The organism is Salmonella sp. SA14318, assembly GCF_029866905.1.
Classification (GTDB): Bacteria; Pseudomonadota; Gammaproteobacteria; order Enterobacterales; family Enterobacteriaceae; genus Salmonella; species Salmonella enterica.
Map to the genome: position 1 here is coordinate 3274860 of NZ_CP123282.1, position 22579 is coordinate 3297438.

At 52.4% G+C, this 22579-nt stretch carries 24 protein-coding genes and 1 tRNA gene; 13 read left to right on the forward strand and 12 right to left on the reverse strand.

The features are described 5' to 3' along the window. Window positions 1-9: 9 nt before the first annotated feature. Window positions 10-86: transfer RNA gene (locus QEN32_RS15765), tRNA-Arg, on the reverse strand. A 254-nt stretch (window positions 87-340) separates the two neighbouring features. Between QEN32_RS15765 and fimW the strand changes: the two genes are divergently transcribed. The 4 genes from fimW (at window position 341) to fimZ (ending at window position 3387) form a co-directional block, all read left to right on the forward strand. Then, window positions 341-937, forward strand: coding sequence for a fimbria biosynthesis transcriptional regulator FimW (fimW, locus tag QEN32_RS15770; protein ID WP_000948629.1), 597 nt, complete (start codon window positions 341-343; stop codon window positions 935-937). A 161-nt stretch (window positions 938-1098) separates the two neighbouring features. Continuing rightward, complete coding sequence (locus QEN32_RS15775) at window positions 1099-1410, forward strand: diguanylate cyclase (RefSeq protein WP_000226497.1); 312 nt, start codon at window positions 1099-1101, stop codon at window positions 1408-1410. Window positions 1411-1428: 18 nt separating this feature from the next. Beyond that, a complete protein-coding gene (gene fimY / locus QEN32_RS15780) occupies window positions 1429-2151 on the forward strand; it encodes a fimbria biosynthesis regulator FimY (protein WP_079841499.1) in 723 nt (240 codons plus the stop codon). A 603-nt stretch (window positions 2152-2754) separates the two neighbouring features. Further along, on the forward strand, window positions 2755-3387 hold the full coding sequence (gene fimZ / locus QEN32_RS15785; RefSeq protein WP_000801273.1) for a fimbria biosynthesis transcriptional regulator FimZ: 633 nt from the start codon (window positions 2755-2757) through the stop codon (window positions 3385-3387). 45 nt (window positions 3388-3432) lie between these two features. Here fimZ and sfmF read toward each other — a convergent pair whose 3' ends face one another. The 6 genes from sfmF to fimA form a co-directional block, all read right to left on the reverse strand. Beyond that, window positions 3433-3951 carry a fimbria assembly protein gene (sfmF, locus tag QEN32_RS15790; RefSeq protein WP_024156774.1) on the reverse strand — a complete coding sequence of 173 codons (519 nt, stop codon included), beginning with the start codon at window positions 3949-3951 and terminating at the stop codon, window positions 3433-3435. Window positions 3952-3960: 9 nt separating this feature from the next. Next, window positions 3961-4968, reverse strand: coding sequence for a type 1 fimbria D-mannose specific adhesin FimH (fimH, locus tag QEN32_RS15795; RefSeq protein ID WP_023234227.1), 1008 nt, complete (start codon window positions 4966-4968; stop codon window positions 3961-3963). Window positions 4969-4982: 14 nt separating this feature from the next. Beyond that, the gene (locus tag QEN32_RS15800) at window positions 4983-7595 is read right to left on the reverse strand and encodes a fimbrial biogenesis usher protein (protein ID WP_242105271.1); all 2613 of its coding nucleotides are present in this window, start codon (window positions 7593-7595) and stop codon (window positions 4983-4985) included. Window positions 7596-7625: 30 nt separating this feature from the next. Continuing rightward, complete coding sequence (fimC, locus tag QEN32_RS15805) at window positions 7626-8318, reverse strand: type 1 fimbria chaperone FimC (RefSeq protein WP_001519112.1); 693 nt, start codon at window positions 8316-8318, stop codon at window positions 7626-7628. A gap of 43 nt (window positions 8319-8361) precedes the next feature. Continuing rightward, window positions 8362-8895, reverse strand: a complete 534-nt coding sequence (gene fimI, locus QEN32_RS15810; RefSeq protein WP_000619602.1) for a type 1 fimbrial protein subunit FimI — start codon at window positions 8893-8895, stop codon at window positions 8362-8364. A 74-nt stretch (window positions 8896-8969) separates the two neighbouring features. Then, a complete protein-coding gene (gene fimA, locus QEN32_RS15815) occupies window positions 8970-9527 on the reverse strand; it encodes a type 1 fimbrial protein subunit FimA (protein ID WP_000681032.1) in 558 nt (185 codons plus the stop codon). 546 nt (window positions 9528-10073) lie between these two features. Between fimA and folD the strand changes: the two genes are divergently transcribed. The 5 genes from folD to QEN32_RS15840 all read left to right on the forward strand — a co-directional run bounded on the left by folD (window position 10074) and on the right by QEN32_RS15840 (window position 13077). Further along, on the forward strand, window positions 10074-10940 hold the full coding sequence (gene folD / locus QEN32_RS15820) for a bifunctional methylenetetrahydrofolate dehydrogenase/methenyltetrahydrofolate cyclohydrolase FolD (RefSeq protein ID WP_000729165.1): 867 nt from the start codon (window positions 10074-10076) through the stop codon (window positions 10938-10940). A 1-nt stretch (window position 10941) separates the two neighbouring features. Continuing rightward, a complete protein-coding gene (gene ybcJ, locus QEN32_RS15825; protein ID WP_000190278.1) occupies window positions 10942-11154 on the forward strand; it encodes a ribosome-associated protein YbcJ in 213 nt (70 codons plus the stop codon). A gap of 126 nt (window positions 11155-11280) precedes the next feature. Continuing rightward, window positions 11281-11826, forward strand: a complete 546-nt coding sequence (locus QEN32_RS15830) for a metal-dependent hydrolase (protein WP_086812069.1) — start codon at window positions 11281-11283, stop codon at window positions 11824-11826. Then, on the forward strand, window positions 11819-12256 hold the full coding sequence (locus QEN32_RS15835; protein WP_001038574.1) for an STM0539 family protein: 438 nt from the start codon (window positions 11819-11821) through the stop codon (window positions 12254-12256). Before QEN32_RS15830 ends, QEN32_RS15835 begins: the two co-directional genes overlap by 8 nt. Further along, window positions 12253-13077 carry a DUF2145 domain-containing protein gene (locus QEN32_RS15840; RefSeq protein ID WP_020839510.1) on the forward strand — a complete coding sequence of 275 codons (825 nt, stop codon included), beginning with the start codon at window positions 12253-12255 and terminating at the stop codon, window positions 13075-13077. The genes QEN32_RS15835 and QEN32_RS15840 overlap by 4 nt, the downstream gene beginning before the upstream one ends. A gap of 43 nt (window positions 13078-13120) precedes the next feature. On the opposite strand, the gene cysS is transcribed toward QEN32_RS15840, so the two are convergent. Then, window positions 13121-14506, reverse strand: a complete 1386-nt coding sequence (cysS, locus tag QEN32_RS15845; protein ID WP_000912376.1) for a cysteine--tRNA ligase — start codon at window positions 14504-14506, stop codon at window positions 13121-13123. Between the two features lie 172 nt (window positions 14507-14678). Between cysS and ppiB the strand changes: the two genes are divergently transcribed. From ppiB to purK, 4 genes are all read left to right on the forward strand, one after another. Beyond that, entirely contained in the window at window positions 14679-15173 is a 495-nt protein-coding gene (gene ppiB / locus QEN32_RS15850; protein ID WP_000255991.1) for a peptidylprolyl isomerase B, read from the forward strand. Between the two features lie 2 nt (window positions 15174-15175). Next, window positions 15176-15898, forward strand: a complete 723-nt coding sequence (lpxH, locus tag QEN32_RS15855) for a UDP-2,3-diacylglucosamine diphosphatase (protein WP_265321889.1) — start codon at window positions 15176-15178, stop codon at window positions 15896-15898. A 117-nt stretch (window positions 15899-16015) separates the two neighbouring features. Then, complete coding sequence (purE, locus tag QEN32_RS15860; protein WP_000098736.1) at window positions 16016-16525, forward strand: 5-(carboxyamino)imidazole ribonucleotide mutase; 510 nt, start codon at window positions 16016-16018, stop codon at window positions 16523-16525. Next, window positions 16522-17589: a 5-(carboxyamino)imidazole ribonucleotide synthase gene (gene purK, locus QEN32_RS15865; protein WP_000815599.1), complete on the forward strand. Its 1068-nt coding sequence runs from the start codon at window positions 16522-16524 to the stop codon at window positions 17587-17589. Before purE ends, purK begins: the two co-directional genes overlap by 4 nt. A gap of 40 nt (window positions 17590-17629) precedes the next feature. Here the strand turns inward: purK and QEN32_RS15870 are convergent, their stop codons facing one another. From QEN32_RS15870 to QEN32_RS15885, 4 genes are read right to left on the reverse strand one after another with little or no spacing between them, the layout of a single operon-like run. After that, on the reverse strand, window positions 17630-18523 hold the full coding sequence (locus QEN32_RS15870; protein WP_000855345.1) for a carbamate kinase: 894 nt from the start codon (window positions 18521-18523) through the stop codon (window positions 17630-17632). Between the two features lie 3 nt (window positions 18524-18526). Next, window positions 18527-19336 carry a DUF2877 domain-containing protein gene (locus QEN32_RS15875; protein ID WP_000821191.1) on the reverse strand — a complete coding sequence of 270 codons (810 nt, stop codon included), beginning with the start codon at window positions 19334-19336 and terminating at the stop codon, window positions 18527-18529. 11 nt (window positions 19337-19347) lie between these two features. Beyond that, window positions 19348-20607: a DUF1116 domain-containing protein gene (locus QEN32_RS15880; RefSeq protein ID WP_000495330.1), complete on the reverse strand. Its 1260-nt coding sequence runs from the start codon at window positions 20605-20607 to the stop codon at window positions 19348-19350. Window positions 20608-20616: 9 nt separating this feature from the next. Further along, a complete protein-coding gene (locus QEN32_RS15885; RefSeq protein ID WP_265321888.1) occupies window positions 20617-22281 on the reverse strand; it encodes an acyl-CoA synthetase FdrA in 1665 nt (554 codons plus the stop codon). Between the last annotated feature and the right edge of the window lie 298 nt (window positions 22282-22579).

Genomic DNA, 22579 nt, shown 5'->3' on the forward strand with positions numbered 1-22579 from the left:
ATTTATCAATGGCGCGCCCTGCAGGATTCGAACCTGCGACCCACGGCTTAGAAGGCCGTTGCTCTATCCAACTGAGCTAAGGGCGCCTTGTGAAGTGAAGACTTCGTGTAGACGAAACGCGAGAATTATACGGTCAGGCACTCCTGAGTCAATGGCTTTTGTTCTGGTTGCTGACTAAGTGTACGAATATCGTCTTTTCTGGCGCAATGCCAGGTTCCAGGAAATCGCCTGGACACATCTCAGCACGCATAAAGTGGGAATTAAGGCCGCCAGTATTTAGAAAATCAATAAGTTTCTTTAATATTTCACCATGATTCACCTGCCGTGTAGGATATTTTTTATGCTGAGTATCGCTATTAAGGAACAAAACAGTCACTTTGAGCATGGGTTGAAAATCATCATGACGCGTCTGGCGAATCAATGGCAGCAGAAAATTGACTTTCTGCCGCCAGAAGAGATAGATAATGCCGATATCGCTTTCCTGGCCCTGGATGATGATTGGTTCAGCGCAGGCTGTTACCAGATACCTATGCATACCCAACATCAGCTACGGGTGATTATTTGTAATAAATGCGATAAAGAAAAGCTCATGTTCAGACCATGTCTGTATATGCTGCCGCATATTTATCGGGAAGATGATGTTGAAGAAATTACCCGGAAAATGATATTGATCTTACATAAACGAGCGCTTCGACATAGCGTCCCTTCTGGCATTTGCCACTACTGCACGACTCGTCATTTTTCAGTAACAGAACGTCACCTGTTAAAACTGATCGCCAGCGGTTATCATTTAAGCGAAACGGCCGCTTTACTTTCACTTTCTGAAGAGCAGACAAAGTCACTCCGCCGGAGCATTATGCGAAAATTACATGTTAAAACGGAGCAGCAGTTTTTAAAATATATTAGAGTTAACCTTCATTTCTTACTCAGTAAGTAAACTCACTTAACTTTTTACAAGGCTTACGAAATATCTCACCAATAATTAAGTAACGATACCTACAGGCATTTTTTTAACGCTGCCACAATGATGCCCATAATATCCTGATAGATTCAGGGGTCAAAAATATATGGCTGCATCATAAATGCCTGGAGGAGTGTTTGGTGGCACAGGGTACTTTATTAAAGGAAAGGATAAATCCCCCACACCTGGCGTCTTCGCCAACACGCCATTCATATCTCAACAGCGGATTGTTAAAATCTGAGCCAATCGTTCATCTCTCAACTGCGCAATTAATCGGCTATGAGGTCCTGACGCAACTTCCGTCAGAACATGATAGCGAAGTTTTTTTTCAGCAGTTAATGCTGATGGAAGGCATTGAAACATCAGAGCAACGAGGCATTGCTTTTTACGCTGGTGCAACGATGGGACAAGGTTATTTATGGCCAGCCATATTACCAGATATATATTAGAGCAATGGAAAAAGCAGGATGCGCAGCGTACCACGCAGGGAAAGACACCGCCGTTTAAGAAATGCCAAAGACTGCGCCTGCCGTTATCACTCTCCAACGCCGCAGATATTTGATCGCCTTGAGTTACTGGACCAACAGCTTAATTATGCCTTGCCGGTTGGTATCATTTCCCAGGCAATAATTACAACTGATAACTACCTCGGCTATTCATTGAGTCACTACTTATTTTCCGGAAAACGTACCGCAGCATTCCGCTCATTAGATGACATTTCTTTGTGGATTGAAAAGGGGTCGCTCAGACAACTGATTGTAGATATGGAGACGCTACCTGTCTCCTGTATTGAGGCGCTTAACCAGCTACGCGCGCTCAGTTGGCAACAAAGCGATATCCAGATTTACCTGCTGGTATCAGATAAAACCCCCGCTATAACACAGTTTATCCGTATGGCTGGGCGTTTTTTTGTTCTGTCACGACGACAAAATCTGGCCTCAGTACGCGAAGCCTTGTTATCAGCCGCCAAACCTCGCTTATCGGAAAGCTTTAGCCGTACTGACTGGTTGATGATTGAAACTTTAGCACAAGGCGCCTCTTTAAAAGAAATAGCACGTCAGCAAAGCGTACCTTATCATCGTGTAGTTTACCGGCTTAAACAACTTATCACCCTCCTTAACCTTCCCCACAGGCAAAGCTTTCTTCGGCTGATCCAGCAGTTAAACGTTACTTTCCACGACATTTTTTAACGAACTAACGTTTTGGTGAATAAGATTTTTTAAGAAATTACTTATTTTCACTTCCATTAAATGTAAATATTTCACATAAAATTAATATTTACAACTCGTCCTGGTAAGCGATAAAAATTTTTTTCTTACATCGTCCCCTGTCCCTCCTCGTTTTTTGAGGTCTCCCGCGTAAACATCTTTCTGTTATTACATAACAAATACTAAACAATTAGTCTTTCATATTATTTTTATACTTAAAAACAACAGTTTAAACTGCTCAATGTCAACTCTAAAGAAAATAGCTCCACCACGAACAAATTTTCTATAACGCCACAGAACATCCTACCCGCTATCCATAATTCGCATTTCGCAAGACTTTTCCGAGAAATCAGACCAGGTATAATCCATATTGTTTTTACTTAATCAGAAATTTCTTTTTTGTTGGTGCGAAATGGATATTCCACATATTTATTACTCTTACGCCAAATAGCCAGTCAACAGGGAGGTCTCATTCTTTATTATTGCTCCACTGTGTGGTGTGTAGACCTGGCTATTTCACAATCTTTAAGGTGTCTGACGCTTATTCTAAAACGAAGGACGCATAACAGTCTGAGGCATACAACAATGAAACCTGCATCTGTTATCATTATGGACGAACACCCTATTGTAAGAATGTCGATCGAAGTTTTACTCGGTAAAAATAGCAATATTCAGGTTGTCCTGAAAACGGATGATAGCCGAACAGCGATAGAGTATCTGCGCACTTATCCTGTTGACCTTGTCATTCTGGATATTGAATTACCGGGCACCGACGGCTTTACCTTACTTAAACGAATCAAATCTATCCAGGAACATACCCGGATACTTTTTTTATCGTCGAAATCAGAGGCTTTTTATGCCGGAAGAGCAATAAGAGCGGGCGCAAACGGATTTGTAAGTAAACGCAAAGACCTCAATGATATTTATAATGCGGTAAAAATGATTTTATCCGGCTATTCTTTTTTCCCATCTGAGACGCTTAATTTCATCAGTAATACCCGTACCCCCAAAGGTGGGCACCATGATATGCCACTATCTAACCGCGAAGTTACCGTGCTGCGCTATCTCGCCAATGGAATGTCTAACAAAGAAATTGCCGAGCAACTTTTATTGAGTAACAAGACTATCAGCGCGCATAAGGCCAATATATTTTCTAAACTTGGCCTTCACTCTATCGTTGAGCTTATCGATTACGCCAAATCACACGAATTATTGTAAATGTACTCCCGACGAATTATTGTTCGGGAGCCACAATAACGGACACTAATTGTAATTGATCAGGAAGGTCGCATCCGCGTTAGCAAGTCCGGGCTGCACGCCATCGGCTAAGGCGATATAGTTCGCATAGAATTTCAGGGTAGCATTGCCGTTGTTGTCAATATCGACGGCCTTGCTGGCCTGCTCAAGCGGCAATCGACGTTGATCGCCATCGCGAATTTCAATCGCCAGTTTTTGCGCCATTGCCGTATCAGCAAGCGCCAGTAATGCCGTGCCGGGCGCTGGCGTCCCGGAAAACGTTATAGACGCCGACCCCGGCGGGCAGCCTTCAAGTTTTAGGCTAAAGGCTACCGGTTGCGTGGCGTCACCGGCGGCGTGAAGCTGTTTTGTCGCCCAGGTGCCGAGGTTAACCGATTTGTTACTGTCGCCCGCCACCACGGCGCAGGTAAAATCCACCACGTTACCGCGCAGTTCAATATTCACTTCGCCCAGAGATGAGTTGGCCTGACTCAGCGGGCTGAACAAAACACAACCGATAGCGATGAAAACGCGCCGAAGGATCATTATGCCTCCTTAATCATAATCGACTCGTAGATAGCCGCGCGCAGTAAACGGCCCTTCCGCCGGTTTATTCCCCGTCACGCTGATCGGCCAGGCGCGAATACCTACGCGAGCGGCGGCGTTATCATCAAGATGAAACGGAATTTTACTCGACAAATTATTGGGTGTGAGCGGCGTACCGTTGCTATTAGCAACCACAAAGCCTAAATCCGGATTATCGGACACCATCGCCTGCCCTGAGGCCTTTTCGGCTTCAAGCCGCATCGATAAATAGGCCTGCGCCGCGACGTTGGTACATTTGATAGCAATGGTTTTCGTTTGCGGCGTGACGCCTTGCGGACGATTACCCGCCCCCGCCTGACTAAATAACGACGCACCGATATCGCCGAAATCAAACTCCACGACCTGTCCGGCATTCACTTCACAGTTTTGCGGTACTTCCACTTTGCCGCTGTAGCTAATGGTATACACCGGCGTGCTCAACGCGTCGCCGGTAGAGGTCGTCACATAGACAGTAAACATTGTCTGGCGAGGGATCGTCACCATATTAATAAAAGGCCGTATCACTTTTAATTTAAAAACCAGCTTTGAGTCCTGCACGCCAAACGGCTTTTGCTGCGACACGTTATAGTCGACGCCCATGAGAATATAGTTACGGGGCGGATAAAATACGCCAGCGACACTATCGGTGATGCTCATCGCGCCCAGAAGGTAGTCATTCAGCTTGAGGTATTTAAAATTTCCTTCGGTGCTTTGTACCGGTAATTCTGATACATAGCTTCGGTAGGTATAATTCACCGTTGTCCCCGCCGGGCACGTCGCGTTTACGCCGACCCAACCTGATTTTTCCGGCAGCGTCACCACCTGTCCCGGCTGATTATTGCCGCTGGTGAAAACATCTGACAGGTCGTAAAAGATATCGGTCGCCGTCCCGTTTGAATTACGGCAAACCGTCGCCAGCGCGGGATGGGTGAAAAAGAGCGCGGTCCCCGCCAGCAATAGCGCTGAGTATATTTTCATCTCTATTTTTCCTTTTATGACGCCGGACGGATACAGGTCGCGCTGGCTATCGTAATCGCCTGCTTCAGGCTATCCTCCGCCAGGGCGTAAGGGGCGATACAACGCGCGTTTTTCCCCTCTCCCCACTGGATGAACAGTTCACCTTTTAGCGGCAAGCCGCTCAGATAAATTTGCCCGTCATCGCCGACCATACTGGTAATGCCGCTGGCGGTTTCTCGTACTATCGCGCCAAACGGTAACGGACGTCCGCCAAGCCTCGCGGTAATGATTGCCCTTACGCCTATCCGCGTATCAAAAGCAGCCCGCACCAGCGCGCCCTCTGTCGGCACTACGCTGCTGACGTTATTTTCGACATCGGTATGGTTGTCCATCGTGTTGGTATCTAACGCGACGCGGTTATAGCGATATACCGTGGCGTAGGGCATTACCGCATAACCCCGCCAGTCCGTTTTCACGCCGGTCTGGTTTTCGATGCGCACGCCTTTCGCTCCCGGCGCTTTAATCAAGACATTGGTATCGCCCAACGGTTGGCTAAACGTAATACCATCCGCATGACCGACCACGCCGCCGGAAAGTTGCCAGTTATAGTCATGCTGATCGCGATCGTAGTTATATCCCACGCCCAGCGTGCCATACGTCGCCTGCCAGCTAGCGCTGGCGCTGCCGCTATAACCATTGGTACTGCTACGACCCTGCGTCACGCTGTAGCTCAGATTACGTCCTTCCAGAAGCGTGCCGCCCACGCCGGTCTGCCAGCTATTGTCGCCGTCGCGGTTGCGGTTGGCGTTAAACGTGGCATAAGTACGATCAAGAATAGTGTCGCGCGCATAGCGCCGTCCGGTCAGAACGCTAAACGGAACGGACATATTGAATGCCAGAATGCGGTCGGCGCCTGAGATCCCCACCGACTCGTTCCACGACCATGACAGCGAATAACTTATGCCTTGCCATCCACTGGCGTATCCCAGTTGATACCAGGTATTGGTATCCGGCGTATTCCAGTAATTTTGTTGACTGCCGGAAAGATACAGTGACCCGTAATCCCCCAGGTTTTGCGAAATATTGACCTGAAAGCGGCCTTTTTTGCTGTAGCGGAGATTGTGGTAGCTCTGCGCCACCGGCACTTTATGGCGGCGTCCGTCGCTATCGTATTCGTAGTCGTACCCTTCCATACTGCGATATGCCACATCATCCAGGGTGTAAAATCCGCGCGTGGAATAGCGGTAACCCAGCAATTGAAAATTAGTCCCGTAATTATTCAGCGATTTGGCGTACAGAAAACGCAACGATTGCCCCTGATGGGTGCTGTCATCTGCCAGTTGGCTACGCGCATGTGTGACATCAACCGACACGGCACCCCAGTCGCCCAAATTTCGCCCCGCCCCGACCACCACGGCACGGTAACGATCGGCAAGTTGCGTACCGCCGTAAGCCGTCAGCCCCGCAGGCAGGCCGGCAATCACCGTTCCCTGGAAAAAGAATGGCGAAGACTGCTGACTATTGCCGCTGCGAAAATCCCCGGCCACCAGGTCATACTTCACCCTGCCCTCACGCTGCAATAGCGGAACGGTAGAGTAAGGCACCGTGTAACGTTGTTGGCTACCGTCTTTTTCATCTACCGTCACCTCAAGGTCGCCGCTGGAAGAGGTAGGATTAAGATCGGTAATCGCAAACGCGCCCGGCGACACATAGCTTTGGTAGATAACATACCCGTTCTGTCGTATCGTCAGCTTTGCCGCCGTCCGGGCGATCCCTCTGACCGTGGGGGCGTAGCCCTGCAGGCTATCGGGATACATATTGTCAGAAGAGTACAGCCGCGCTCCGCGAAAGCCGACGCTGTCGAAAACATCGTTCCCGGTATTGCTGTCCCCCATGACCAGTTCGCTTTTTAGCGGAATGATGGCGCGCTGTACCCAGGTGCCAATGTTGTTCCAGCGTTGCGAATGATAGCCGTCCCCTTTCGAATAGTTCCAGGCTCCGTTATTACGCAGCCGCCAGGGGCCATAGTTCAACCCGCTCAGCAGACTCAAAAAATAGCTATCGCTGTCTGTTCCACGGCTACCGGTAAAACTGTAATTAATGAGTGCGGCGGGTATCCCTTCATCCCACTCTTCCGGCGGGATATAGCCACGCGCGCTGTTGAGCAATGACGCCTGCGGCAAGCTAATATTTAAGCGCATCGACGCGAAATCAAACGCGACCTCCGCGCCCGGGATTTTCTCAGGAAGGTGAATACACGTGGTATCGACGCCTTTATCTGAGACAGGGAACGCCGCGGTATTCACGCCCAGCCGTTTAATCCACTCCGGTGTAAAACAAGGCATCAGGCCGCCGGATTTATCGCCGGCACCCACGGCGCCCGCCTCAAAACGAATATCCTGCGTCGCTACGAATTCGTCGTTACGCCAGATATCCACCCGGTAAATACCGGGCGGCTGATGATTACCTTTTTCAAAGCGAGATAAATCCGCCACGGACGCGGTATCCGCCGACAAAAACGCAGGGTTGAAATAACTTTCGCCGCGGCTCGTCAGCGGACACAGCGCCGCCAGCACCGACAGCGCCACGCCGTTTAACGGTGATACATAGCCGGGAAATCGCCCTGCAAACCAGGTTGTCTTCTTCATCGTGTTCTCGTGTGGCTTCACGCTCTCTGCTTAACCGAGACTGGCCGTTGTCGCCGACGTCAATGCGCCGTAATCATTGACGGTCTGAAATGTCACGCTGCCCTGCGCGCCAGTCGGTAAGGGAATTTGCATGTCGCTTTTTGGCGCGATCATCACGTTATCAATCTTTTTCGCGCCCACGCTGATATTGACCAGCGTGAGGTAATAAGCAGATGGGTTGGTTATCTTGAGATGGTTGCCGACACGGGAAAATTTCAGCAAGGTCGGCGCGTCTTCCGGCGTCTGTGGCAAATTCGCCGGACGCACGAACAGTTTGATGCGCGACAGAATCGCCAGTTGCAGAACGTTTTTTCCTTCAATATGACTTTTATCGACCGACGGGATGGCTTTCACGTTCATCCAGAATAACGACTCCCGATCCCCGGGTAGCGGTTGCCCGGCGTAGATAATACGCAGCGTGTTTTCGCTTTTGGGTTCGCTGACGAATAAAGGCGGCGTAACGATAAACGTTTTTTCTTTCTGCCCGGCGCTATTTTCGATCCATGAATTGACGAGGTAACGTTCTTGAGTATCGCTATTACTGATTGCCAGAGAAGTCTGTTTCGCCGCCGAGGGATAAATAACGCGCGTGGCGCCTAATGCAATCCCCCCCGCCGCCTGTACGTTCAGCGAAGTAAATAACGTGAGAAGAACAATAAAGCCTAATTTTATACTATTCAGCATGGTAAAAAATACCTTTTGCATTGAGTCACGTCGGCAAGAAAATTCATGGGTAAACCAGCGTAAACCACACTTCTGAATGAATTCGTCCCGGCGTCATATTTTCTGAAATTGCCCGATAGCGGGCAGTAAAATGCAAAGTCATTTCTGACGTTAAAATGGGCGTGTAATGAAGCGGTAACGTGTTAGGTATGATTTGCCGCTGCTGGTCATCAAATAATGCCAGGCCGATTCCGGCATTACCGATACCCTCGCCGCTGGCCAGAAAAACATGGGGATCTTCCGCAGGCGTAACGCCGGCAAACGCAATGCCGACATGACGCCAGACCTCCGCGCTACAGGAGATTAACCGTAACGAAAATGGAACGCTGACGGGAGCGAAGCTGCCAGGACCGGTAAACGCATTCGTGCGGTACTGTCCCATCAGTACGCGCAAATCCTGGCTTTCTGTGGCGACAGCGCAGCCGCCATTGACCAGTTGTCCGCGCAGGTGAATACGCCCGCTCTCCACCATTACCGGCTGCGCAATAACGGGCGACATCAAAACAAGCCCCGCTAGCGCCGCGCCTTTCCTTATCATCTGCTGTGTTCTCTTTTATCCCCGATAGCCTCTTCCGTTGAGGCGCCTCCCTTCCCTGGCATTCCCAGACGGGATTATTCGTATTTCATGATAAAGGTGGCGTCGGCATTAGCCTGGCCTGGCGTCGTGGCGGCGGCGGTTGCCTTATAGCGTGCGGTAAAACGCAGCGTATTGGTGCCTTCAACCAGCGCCTGCTTCGCCGAGAAGGTCGCGCCGTCCGGCTTCAACGGTGAAGAGGTATTATCAAGAATCTCAATCCCGACGCCGGTTGCGGTAGTGCTATTGTCCGCAGAGGAGACAGCCAGCAAATTAGGGTTTGTGTTATCTGCCTGACCAGAGAAAGCCACGGCAGCGGTGGCCGCCACTTTCGGATCGCAGTCATTCAGGACGATGGAGAAAGGCACCTGCGCAGTCGTATTACCAATCGCCGTAAAGCTGGCGGTACGGTATTGACCCAGCGTCACCGTTTGATCGGCGGATTTAGTGCTAACGGCACAGGCTGCATTAACCAGTTTACCTTCGAAATGAATAGTACCGCCACTCACGCTCACCGGAGTAGGATCAGCCGCAACCGCTGCGCCAGCGACAAACATCAGACTCGCAATAGTAGAGGTCATTAATTTATGTTTCATGGATTTCCCTTGAATTACACACACCCGGTTTCGGCATCCTGTCGGCTCCGTTTGAATTATTATCGACATAGCATGTCAGAAAAGTTATCTCTGCATCCTGTAAAGATAGATATCGCAGATTAATTAGTTTTCTGTTTCTCCCCTGAGTATCAGACGCAGTAATTAATCTTTGCGAATATGACATTTCGTCACGGTAATAAATTAAACATTTCGCTAAATAAAAAATAGCCGCAAACTCTTTTAATGACCTAAGCTAATTCTTATTGGGATATAAGAAGGGTCTAATCTTATTTTGTATAAAATGTCGCATTATGCCGCCCGACGCTATTAACGACGAGGGATTACGGTAACCATAGCCAGGGTGATGAATTGTTTCTTTTTGGTTAATCATGGCGCGCTTACTGGTCACGTCTCAGTATCGGCAACGGACGGGGGAGACGTCGCGTTTGCATCGGAAACACAAACGTTAACTGACAGCGAGGCCCGCTTCTGACAAAATAGCGTCATCCCCTTTGACTTGAAGTAACAGATGGAATCTTCTCTCTGATGGCAGCAAAGATTATTGACGGTAAAACGATTGCGCAGCAGGTGCGATCTGAGGTTGCTCAAAAAGTTCAGGCACGCGTCGCAGCAGGGCTTCGCGCTCCCGGCCTGGCTGTGGTGTTGGTCGGCAGCAATCCGGCCTCACAGATTTATGTCGCAAGCAAACGTAAAGCGTGCGACGAAGTGGGATTCGTCTCCCGCTCCTATGACCTGCCAGAAACCACCAGCGAAGCCGAACTGCTGGCGCTTATCGATACTCTGAATGCAGATAACACGATCGACGGTATTCTGGTGCAGTTGCCTTTACCGGCAGGTATCGACAACGTTAAAGTGCTGGAGCGTATCGCGCCAGATAAAGACGTAGACGGTTTTCATCCTTATAACGTCGGTCGTCTGTGCCAGCGTGCGCCGCGCCTGCGTCCCTGTACGCCCCGCGGTATTGTGACCCTGCTTGAGCGTTACAATATTGATACCTACGGCCTGAATGCGGTGGTCATTGGCGCGTCCAATATCGTTGGACGCCCAATGAGCATGGAGCTGCTGCTGGCTGGCTGTACGACTACCGTTACGCACCGCTTTACCAAAGATCTGCGTCACCATGTCGAGCATGCTGATTTGCTCATTGTCGCCGTAGGTAAACCGGGCTTTATTCCCGGCGAATGGATTAAAGAAGGCGCAATTGTGATTGATGTCGGTATTAACCGTCTGGAAAATGGCAAGGTCGTTGGCGACGTCGTGTTTGACGAAGCCGCGGCGCGCGCGTCATACATCACGCCAGTACCGGGCGGCGTCGGCCCTATGACGGTCGCCACGCTTATCGAAAACACGCTGCAGGCGTGCATTGAATATCACGATCCACAAGGAAAATAACATGGCGACATTCTCTTTAGGCAAGCACCCGCACGTCGAGCTGTGCGATCTGCTCAAGCTGGAAGGCTGGAGCGAAAGCGGCGCGCAGGCGAAAATCGCCATTGCCGACGGGTTGGTGAAGGTTGATGGCGCGGTTGAAACGCGTAAACGCTGCAAGATTGTCGCCGGGCAAACCGTTAGCTTTGAAGGCCAAAGTGTGAACGTCGTGGCCTGATACAAGTGCCGGATAGCGACGCAAAGCGTCTTATCCGGCCTGATTACGCTGTCTTTTCAGATAATCATCCACTTAATCCTCTGCGTTCCAACTGCTAGCATGGCTATTTCCCTGTGAACCATCGCTATGCCTACCGTTATCACCCACACCGCCGTTCCCCTGTGTTTTGGCGCAGGCTTAGGCCTGAAAGTTATCCCTCCTCGCCTGCTGTTTGCCGGTGTTGTGCTGGCGATGCTCCCCGATGCCGACGTGCTGGCCTTTAAATTTGGCGTCGCCTACGGCAACGTATTTGGCCATCGCGGATTTACCCACTCTTTACTTTTCGCATTCGTCCTCCCCCTGTTGTGCGTACTCGCGGGACGACGATGGTTTCGAGCGGGGCAGGTGCGCTGCTGGCTGTTTTTAACCGTTTCATTGTTGTCGCACAGCCTGCTGGATTCGATAACCACGGGTGGTAAAGGCGTCGGATGGCTGTGGCCGTGGTCGGATGAACGTTTCTTTGCACCCTGGCAGGTGATTAAAGTCGCGCCGTTTGCGCTTTCAAGCTACATCACGCCGTATGGACACCAGGTCATTCTCTCAGAATTGCTGTGGGTGTGGTTGCCGGGAAGTATTTTAGTGTTATTTCTATGGGTACTTAAAACGCATATTAAAAGGAATCAATATGAATAAAATGACATTCGCCGCCGCGGTCATCTGTTTCTCATTTTCCCACGCCAGCTATAGCGAAGAAATGTCTGCCACTGGCTGGTATGCGGCATCGTCTGCGGTTGTCAGCGTGGGCAGTTCCGCACTGGTTAGCGGAATTATACTCTCCCCCGTACTGCTGCCGCTCAACCTGAGCATTGGATCTGTTGTCGAAAATAAAAAGCAAAAAACCGCGCTGTTAACCACTAAGTCCCCCGATAACAAAGACATTAAAATGCAAGTTCCGCTAAATGTCGTCAAAGAAGGCAACCTCAAAGCAGGTGATAAAGTCACTCTGGAAAAAACGCAGGAAGGCACCGGCGCTTATTTGAAAAAAGAGGGCAAAGTCCTTGCCCATATGGTAAATCAGGACGACGCAGGACTTTCCAGCAACCAGACGGTACCGGCCAAATGAAGCGATTCGCGTTTGCCCTGTGGCTCAGCGCAATCTCGCTCAACGCTTATGCAGACAGTGCTAACTGTCACCAAAAAGCAAACACGCCGGAGAACATCGCAGCGACAATGGATCAGGCGCTACAGCTCAAACAACAGCTTAACAGTCAACCCGATCCGGTCGTCATTCTGGTTCGCCAGGGGCAAGATATGTCGAGCCGACATTTAACCTGGTCACATGCTGGCTATGCCATGCGCCAGCCAAACGGAGACTGGCGGGTTTACCATAATCTGAATACTTGCGGAACCGCTGAATCAGCGCTCTATATACAAGGTCTGTATGAGTTTCTGGCTGATGACCTGGTGAATCAGAGCATTGCCGTTTTGCGCCCGCGTTCAGATATCGCGACGGCATTACAAACGCTCTTACATAGCGCTATCAAACTCAATCTCTTCCACAGTCCCCGCTATAACCTGATTGCGTGGCCTTTTTCCGGCCCTTATCAGAATTCGAATGGCTGGCTTCTCGAAGTATTTGCGCGAGCAAACGATGCGCAGGTTTGGTCACGTAATGATGCCCGCCGCTGGTTGCAGCTTCAGGGTTATCAACCCTCTATCGTTAGTGCTGGCACTTTTGAACGATTAGGCGCAAAACTGTTCACCCCTAACGTTTTCACCGACGATCAGCCAGCAGAATTGCTGCGAAAAGGAAATGTGGGGCTAAACAGCGGCGACAGCGTCATCCGCTTTATTGCCCATTACAGCCGGGCAATACCCGGGTGTGAACATCAGAATCTGGGGGAGTCGGTGTGTGTTTATCTTTCGCCCGGTGCGAAAAAATAAAAAACAGGCCGTTCTATGCAAATAGAGCGGCCTGTAAAAGCGCTTACTTACGCCGCCAGGTGGTGCCCTGCGGGCCATCTTCCAGAATAATACCCATTTCAGCGAGACGATCGCGCGCCGCGTCCGCCGCCGCCCAGTCTTTCGCTTTACGGGCATCCAGACGCTGTTGAATCAAGGCTTCAATTTCCGCAACTTCACCGTCATCCGCCTGCGCGCCGCTTTGCAGGAAAACATCCGGCTCCTGCTCCAGCAGTCCCAGCACGCCGGAAATCTTCCGCAGATGAGACGCCATCGCATTCGCGGCGGTCATATCTTCGCCCTTCAGACGGTTGACTTCACGCGCCATATCAAACAGGACGGAGTAGGCTTCCGGCGTATTGAAATCGTCATTCATCGCCTCCACGAAACGCGCTTCAAACGCCTCGCCGCCCGCCGGGGCCGCTGATTTATCCGTTCCACGCAATGCAGTGTATAGCCGCTCCAGCGAGGCGCGCGCCTGCTTGAGGTTCTCTTCGCTGTAGTTCAGTTGGCTACGGTAATGCCCGGACATCAGGAAGTAGCGCACGGTTTCCGCATCGTAGTATTTCAGCACGTCGCGCACGGTAAAGAAGTTGCCCAGCGATTTGGACATCTTCTCGCGATCCACCATCACCATACCGGAGTGCATCCAGTAGTTGACGTATTCGCCGTCATGCGCGCAGGTAGACTGGGCAATCTCGTTTTCATGGTGCGGGAACATCAGATCGGAACCGCCGCCGTGAATATCAAAATGGTTGCCCAACTGCTTGCAGTTCATCGCCGAACATTCAATGTGCCAGCCCGGACGCCCTTCGCCCCACGGCGACGGCCAGCTCGGCTCGCCCTCTTTCGACATTTTCCACAGCACGAAGTCCATCGGGTTACGCTTCACGTCAACGACATCTACGCGCGCGCCCGCCTGAAGCTGCTCAAGATCCTGACGGGAAAGCTGCCCATAAGTCGGATCGGTCGGTACATCGAACATCACATCGCCGTTATCCGCCACATAGGCGTGCCCTTTCTCGATTAAGGTGCGGGTGAGCTCGATAATTTCCTGAATATGGTGCGTCGCACGCGGCTCGCTGTCCGGACGCAGAATATTCAGCGCGTCGAAGTCCTGATGCATTTCCGCAATCATTCTGTCGACCAGCGCGACAAAACTTTCGCCATTTTCATTGGCGCGTTTAATAATTTTATCGTCGATATCGGTAATGTTACGCACATACTTCAGCTTATAACCGAGAAAACGCAAATAGCGCGCGACAACGTCAAAAGCGACAAACGTGCGTCCGTGGCCAATGTGGCAGAGATCGTAAACGGTGATACCACACACGTACATGCCGACTTCCCCGGCATGAATGGGTTTGAATTCCTCTTTTTGGCGCGTCAGTGTATTAAAAATTTTTAACATCGAAGATTCCGTATAGACGTGTGTGGGTAATAATCTCCGTATGATACATATTATTCGTAATCGAAGCAGCACACTTTGCAAGGTGATCGCAGCTTACGGTTATGCTATAACAAGCCCCTATATGTGCCCCATTGCGGGCTAAAGCACCACTCTCTTGGAACAGGATGCAAAAATGGTTACTTTCCACACTAATCACGGCGATATCGTAATCAAAACCTTTGATGATAAAGCGCCTGAAACAGTTAAAAACTTCCTGGACTACTGCCGCGAAGGTTTTTACAACAACACCATTTTCCACCGTGTGATTAACGGTTTTATGATTCAGGGCGGCGGCTTTGAGCCGGGCATGAAACAGAAAGCCACCAAAGAGGCGATCAAAAACGAAGCCAACAATGGTCTGAAAAATACCCGTGGTACGCTGGCGATGGCGCGTACTCAGGCACCACATTCGGCTACCGCGCAATTCTTCATCAACGTGGCAGACAACGACTTCCTGAACTTCTCCGGCGAAAGTCTGCAGGGCTGGGGCTACTGCGTCTTTGCGGAAGTCGTAGAAGGTATGGACGTGGTAGATAAAATCAAAGGCGTCGCCACTGGCCGTAGCGGTATGCACCAGGACGTACCAAAAGAAGACGTCATCATTGAAAACGTGACCGTCAGCGAGTAATCGTGGCGACACTGTTTATTGCAGACTTGCATCTGCAAACGGAAGAACCGGCGATCGTCGCCGGTTTTCTGCGTTTTTTAGCCGTAGAAGCCCGTCAGGCCGACGCGCTGTATATTCTTGGCGATCTCTTCGAGGCCTGGATTGGCGACGACGACCCCAACCCGCTACATCGTGAAATGGCCGTTGCCATTAAATCGCTGGTTGATTCCGGCGTCCCCTGTTTCTTTATTCACGGTAACCGTGATTTCCTGATTGGCAAACGCTTTGCCCGCGAAAGCGGCATGACGCTACTGCCGCAGGAAAAAGTGCTCGACCTGTATGGCCGCCATGTGTTGATTATGCACGGCGATACGCTCTGTACCGATGATGCCGGATATCAGGCGTTTCGCGCCAAAGTCCATAATCCGTGGGTGCAACGACTGTTCCTTACCCTGCCGCTGTTTATCCGCCGCCGTATCGCCGCCAGAATGCGCGCCGGCAGTAAAGCCGCCAACAGCAGCAAATCGCTGGATATTATGGACGTCAATGCGCAGACCGTCGTCGCCGAAATGGAAAAACACCGCGTACAGTGGCTGGTTCACGGTCACACCCACCGCCCGGCAGTGCATGAACTTTCCGTCAACGACCAGCCCGCATTCCGCGTGGTGTTAGGCGCATGGCATCATGAAGGTTCAATGGTAAAAGTCACGCCGGACAACGTTGAGTTAATCGCCTTCCCCCTGTAAATGTTCGTCGAATCGTCCGTTACGGCGTACACGCAACCGTTTTCCTTGCCTGATTATCATGCTATTCTTTGACACCTCAAAAGCAGCGTGTCCCGCACCACAGGAGTTTTAAGACGCATGTCTTCCCGCAATAATCCGGCGCGTGTCGCCATCGTGATGGGGTCCAAAAGCGACTGGGCTACCATGCAATTCGCCGCCGAAATTTTTGAAATTCTGGATGTCCCGCACCATGTAGAAGTGGTTTCCGCCCATCGCACCCCCGATAAACTGTTCAGCTTCGCCGAAACGGCGGAAGAGAACGGATATCAAGTGATTATTGCCGGCGCGGGCGGCGCGGCGCACCTGCCGGGAATGATTGCGGCAAAAACGCTGGTCCCGGTACTCGGCGTGCCGGTACAAAGCGCTGCGCTAAGCGGCGTGGATAGCCTCTACTCCATCGTGCAGATGCCGCGCGGCATTCCGGTGGGTACGCTGGCGATCGGTAAAGCCGGTGCCGCTAACGCCGCCCTGCTCGCCGCGCAGATTCTGGCGCAACACGACGCGGAACTGCATCAGCGCATCGCTGACTGGCGCAAAGCGCAAACCGATGAAGTTCTGGAAAATCCCGATCCGCGGGGGACGCTATGAAGCAAGTTTGCGTTCTCGGCAACGGACAACTGGGCCGAATGCTGCGCCAGGCGGGCGAACCGCTGGGTATCGCCGTCTGGCCGGTTGGCCTGGATGCAGAGCCTACCGCCGTGCCGGTACAGCAGAGCGTCATTACCGCAGAGATTGAGCGCTGGCCGGAAACCGCGCTTACCCGCGAGCTGGCGCGCCACCCGGCCTTCGTCAATCGTGATGTATTTCCGATCATCGCCGACCGTCTGACACAAAAACAGCTTTTCGATAAGCTGGGACTCGCGACCGCGCCGTGGCAACTGCTGACCAGCGCCGACGAGTGGTCCGGCATCTTTGACCGCCTGGGCGAACTGGCAATTATTAAGCGTCGCGTTGGCGGCTACGACGGTCGCGGGCAGTGGCGTCTACGCGCGGACGAAACCGGGCAACTGCCGGATGACTGCTATGGCGAATGTATTGTTGAGCGCGGTATCCATTTTTCCGGCGAAGTGTCGTTAGTCGGCGCGCGCGCTCATGACGGCAGTACCGTGTTTTACCCGCTAACGCACAATTTGCATCAGGACGGCATCTTGCGGACCAGCGTCGCGTTCCCACAGGCGAACGCCGAACAGCAGGCGCAGGCGGAATCGATGCTGTCAGCAATTATGCAGGCGTTGAACTACGTCGGCGTAATGGCGATGGAATGTTTTATCACGCCGGAAGGCCTGTTAATCAATGAACTGGCGCCGCGCGTGCATAACAGCGGACACTGGACGCAAAATGGCGCCAGCATCAGTCAGTTTGAATTGCATTTGCGCGCGATTACCGGCCTGCCGTTGCCCGCGCCGGTGATTAACGCCCCGTCGGTGATGATCAACCTGATCGGCAGCGAGCTGAATTACGACTGGTTGAAGCTGCCGCTGGTACATCTGCACTGGTATGATAAAGCGGTACGTCCGGGGCGAAAAGTCGGCCATCTGAATCTGACCGACAGCGATACGTCACGTCTTAGCGCCACCCTGGAAGCGCTCTCTCCGCTCCTGCCGGGCGAATACGCCAGCGGCATTATCTGGGCGCAAAGTAAGCTTAAATAAACAGCGTGGGCGGCGCATTCTCTGTCGCCGCCCGTCGCGATCACAGACAGATGCAGGTTCCCGCTCTGCCCGCCAGGGTATCGTCAATACGCGATAATGCGCCAATCCATGCCGGCTTTCCGCACCGCTTCACATACCCGCTTACTGCGGTCACCTTCGGCCCCATCGCGCCATCGGCTTTGGCAAACGGCGCCAGCTCATCGGGCGAAGCCTGACGAATAGCGCGCTGCTGTGGCGTTCCCCAATGTTCATACACCGCATCCGCATCCGTCAAAATGATCAGACCATCGGCCGCTATCTGCTCCGCCAGCAATGCCGCCGCCAGGTCTTTATCTATCACCGCCTCGACCCCTTCGCCCTCGCCGGCAACAGGTACCCCGCCACCGCCGCTGCAAATCACCACATGGCCCTCTTTTAGCAATAACTCAATAGCGGCGCTTTCGATAATCTGACGCGGCGCCGGGGAAGCGACGACACGGCGCAGATATTTTCCATCACGTTTCATACGCCAACCATAAGTCGCTTCCAGCGCCATTTGCTCTTCTGGCGAATAAACGGGACCAATAAACTTTTCCGGTTCAAGAAAAGCAGGATCGTCCGCCGATACCTTTATTCGCGTTAATACTGTAGTCACCGGCGGCATATCGGGTTCAAGCGCCAGACGCTGCGCCAGCATATAGCCGATCATGCCCTGACTTTCCGCCACCAGCACATCCAGCGGATAAGGCTCAACGGCTTTCCAGGCAAGGTTCTGTAAAGCCAACAGTCCGACCTGGGGGCCGTTGCCATGTACTATCGCCAGCCGATACGAGCGGGCAAGTCGCGCCAGCGCAGGCACTGCGTCGGCAATATTGCGATATTGATTCTCTGCCGTTAGCGCTTCTCCGCGCTGCAATAATGCGTTGCCGCCAAGAGCAACTACCAACGTTTTCATTCCCTATCCTTTTACTATTTGTTGTCCAAGCCAGAACCCCAGCAGCGTATCCGCGCCCGAGGTGTGCCCCAGCGCCAGCAGTCCGTCAATCGCCGTTTCTGTGCGAGCATCTCGTCGCAGCGCATGAATAAAGTGGAGTAAAGGCGACGCGAAATAACCCATAGCCGCATAGCGTAAATAACTGACACTCACGAGCGTCGTCGCCCGATCAAGGCTGCCGGATTGGGCAAAAAAATTACGCCCGGCGCGTTCATCTATGGCGCCAAAATACCAGGCCGCCAGCAACATTCCCGTCAGCGTGTCGTCATGACTGGGCGTTAAGCCCGGCCCTTTACCCAACCATAGCCGCCAGTCAGTCGCAGCACCTGCAAGCGCCGACTGAAAGCAGTGACAAAACTGGCGAAGTTCCGGACATAGAGGCTGAGCTGCGGCGACGGTTAACGGCCCAAACAGTCCCGTCTCCTCACTACGCTGCATGTACGTCGCGTTAAGACGCGGCGACGCAAGATAGCGCGGAACCCGCAGCGAACAGCGCCTCTCCGGCTCACATAAAAGAAACTCGCCAATCTGAATACCGGCAGCGGTTGACTGCGGTTTTTCGCCATCGGTGAGCACATCGCGCAATGCGTCAAAATCGCCGCCGCGCAGTATCCACCCTCCCGGACTGAAGCCGCTCCCCCGACGGTGAAGTGTTAATAACTCACCGCTTTTCGCCACAAAATTAATAGAGCGACGCCATACCCCTGACATCTGCCAGGGTTGCCGATAATCCGCCGATTGTCGGCTTGCCATAAGAGGATGGATACGTTTCATGAGACGCTCTCTTAACTTACGCCCATGCTTTCCGCCAGCGCTTCCAGCGCCTGCTCGAAACAGGCCAGCGGCGCACGGACGGTTCCCGCGCCAATCTGGCCAATCCCCGCCTCTTTATGCGCGATACCCGTGTTAATCAGCGGCGTAATTCCGGTCTCGACCACGCGGCGGATATCCAGTCCCAGACAGGCCCCCTGAAAATCCCAGCCGGGGATTTGTAGCTGCATGTTGCGTTCGAGATAAATTTCAGCCATCTCTTCAGAAACAGATTTCGCCGCTTCCATTCCCCCGGCACCGACAAAACGCGTTACGCCAGGCGCGGCAATCATTGCAGCGCCGCCAATACCAAACGTTTCAGTAATGGCGCTGTCGCCCATGTCCGGGTTGGCCTGATCCTGCGAAAAACCGGTAAAAAATAGCCCCTGTGGCGTATTAACAGGCGCGGTGAACCAACGGTCGCCCAGACCGCTAACCCGAATACCAAACATATCGCCATTACGGGTCATCGCCGTCACAATACTGCCGGCGCGAATCTGCGCGCCTGCGTCCATGGCGGCTTTACAGTAGGCCATCGCCAGATTAAGGAAGAATTGATCGGTGACGCTCAGAAAATCCATCACTTCCGCTATCTGCTGCTTATCGTGTTCCAGACGGGCGATATGCGGCGCCAACGTGCGCATCAGCAATGCGGAAGAGGCGATATTGCGCTGGTGGAATTCATCTCCCATCGTAATGCCCTGCGCCATCATTGCGGTCAGGTCGAGCCCCCGCTCCAGACGTCCCAGCGCCGCGCTTAATACCGGCATCAGCACATCACGCATCCAGCGTAAACGTTGCTGAACATCCTCGCCATAGGCGCCGAAACGCATCACTTTGCCGATCCCTTCGTTGAGATTGCAGTACGCGCGATTGCCGTCGGTGATATTTTCCACGACCAGCATCGGCATACTGGCTGACGTGATACCGCCCATCGGCCCCACGGCGTTAACGTGATGGCAGGGAATAAAGTTGACCTTTCCCTGCTCTAACAGCGCGAGCGCGCTCATTTCATCTTTGGCCCATCCTTCAAACAGGCATGCGCCGATACAGGCGCCTTTCATCGGGCCGGTCATCTCTTGCCAGCGCATCGGCGGCCCGGCATGAAGAAGCGTTTTCCCCTGATTGAGCACGCTAATTAATGAAGAAGCTGGCTTCACATCCAGCCAGTGCGGACGTGCGCGACGAATTTGTTCGATGACTGCAGCGTTGGCTTGCGCCACTGATGTAAACATGGGAACCCCTTATTGCAAACGTTCTAACAGACGAGCCAGTTTTTTATTACCGCCAGCGACAGGCGCCCACTGGTAGTGCACCACGGGCATACCGGCAGCCTGTAAATCCAGCGCGAAGCTACGTAACCCGGCATTAATCACCGCTACCGCTTCCAGTAACCGGGGAGCTGATGGATGAGTTGAAGAGAGGGTTGGTCGAATCAGTTCCGCGGCCAACAGAGTGGCTTCGGGAAGAGAATCCACTACCGTGATGCCGGCATCTTCGAGCGCGGCGATTTGTTGCGAGCGGCACTGAGGATCGCGTTCCGTTCCGGTGACGGTTGCGATGGCGAACAGCGGCTGGTCGCTGGCGCGTGCGGCACATGCCTTCTGCCAGGCCTGAATCAGCGATGCGGCGGGATCGGCAGTCGCGCCAAAACCAATAACGACGTCCACTAATAACACGCGTACCTGCGGCTGTGCGCCAAGCCCGGCGATAAGCTGATTACGTAACGCCGGGTCAATCATCGGATGTGGTCGCCCAACGGTATAAAAGTCATCGCCCAGATCGATAATCTGGTGGCCGTCAGCGTCAAGCATCATGCCATGGTGATGTTCCGTATCCGCCGCGACGCCCAGATAGCCAGCCAGCAGCCCCGCCGCTTCCGCCGCCAGCGTTCCGCCGGTATAGAGACCACGAATCACGCCGCCTGTTGAAACCATTTCTTTACGCTGCGACGTCACGCGAGACAATAAACATGCCAGTCGGGCGGCTTCATCCAGCGTCGAGGCAAACCAGACGTTTTCCTCACGCGCAACGGGGGAGGAAAACCCTAAGAACAGCGCTACAACGGGTTTCCCGGTGGCTTTCATCGCCGCGATAATATGCTGACGAACCGCATCGGCAGGCGGTTTGGAGACAAAGGCCAGCACCTGGCTCTTTTCATCCGCGCTGAGTATGTCCAGTGCCGTTAGCGCGCTGATCCCACCGACCTCGGCGCTCAAATCGCGTCCGCCAAGCCCGATAGCATGGGTAATCCCTTCCCCCGCCAGCGCAATCTGTGAACAGAGCTCCTGAATACCGGTGCCGGAAGCGCCAATCACCCCGATGTTGCCCTCTGGCATGACGTTAGCGAAAGCCAGCGGCGTATTGGCGATCATAGCGGTGCCGCAATCCGGCCCCATGACCAGCAATCCTTTATCACGCGCCCGGCGTTTTAGTCTGATTTCATCGTCCAGCGTGACATTATCGGAGAAGATCATCACGTTCAACGAACGATCCAGCGCCTGATCTGCCAGTTCCGCCGCATATTCGCCGGCCACCGATACCAGCGCCAGATTCGCCTCTGGCAGTTTCTGACAGGCGCTTTCCCAGCGTCTGACCTGGATTAACGACTGGCTGCCGCTGCTCCCTTGCGCCAACTGCTGCAATGCTTCTTCGAGCTGTTGCACAATCACCTGCGTAATGCCGTCATCTACCGCTTCGGTACGAATCGCCACGCAAATGTCATTGGGCGTAGCGCCATGAAAATCGTCATGCCAGAAACCGGTAGTTTCCAGCAGCGACTTATTCGCAGGCGTTCCCATCATTACCGATACATCATCAACATTTTCGGACTCACTCAGCTTTCGAGAAATAATCATTAAGCTGACAGAGTCCTGAAAACACCCTTTTTTAATAAAGGCGTGGATCATAACAACTCCTTAATAATTGCACCCATTGCAATTGCACGAGCAGTGTTAATGTGCGCTTCACGGTATATATCCGGGAGGGTAAATAGAGTGATTAACGTCACATCAAATTTATTAACAAAAGAATTCAAACAACGGCTAAAGGATTAGTTATGATTTTCTAAAAAAGCTTTTTATTTAAGCAAAAAGATAAAACCCGCCTGATTATCAAATAAATTCTAATTATATTTTTTTGCCTGTCTGGATCACATAATCATTTTATTTTCCCGGTATGTTAATCGCAGTCATGCTTCACACCGTC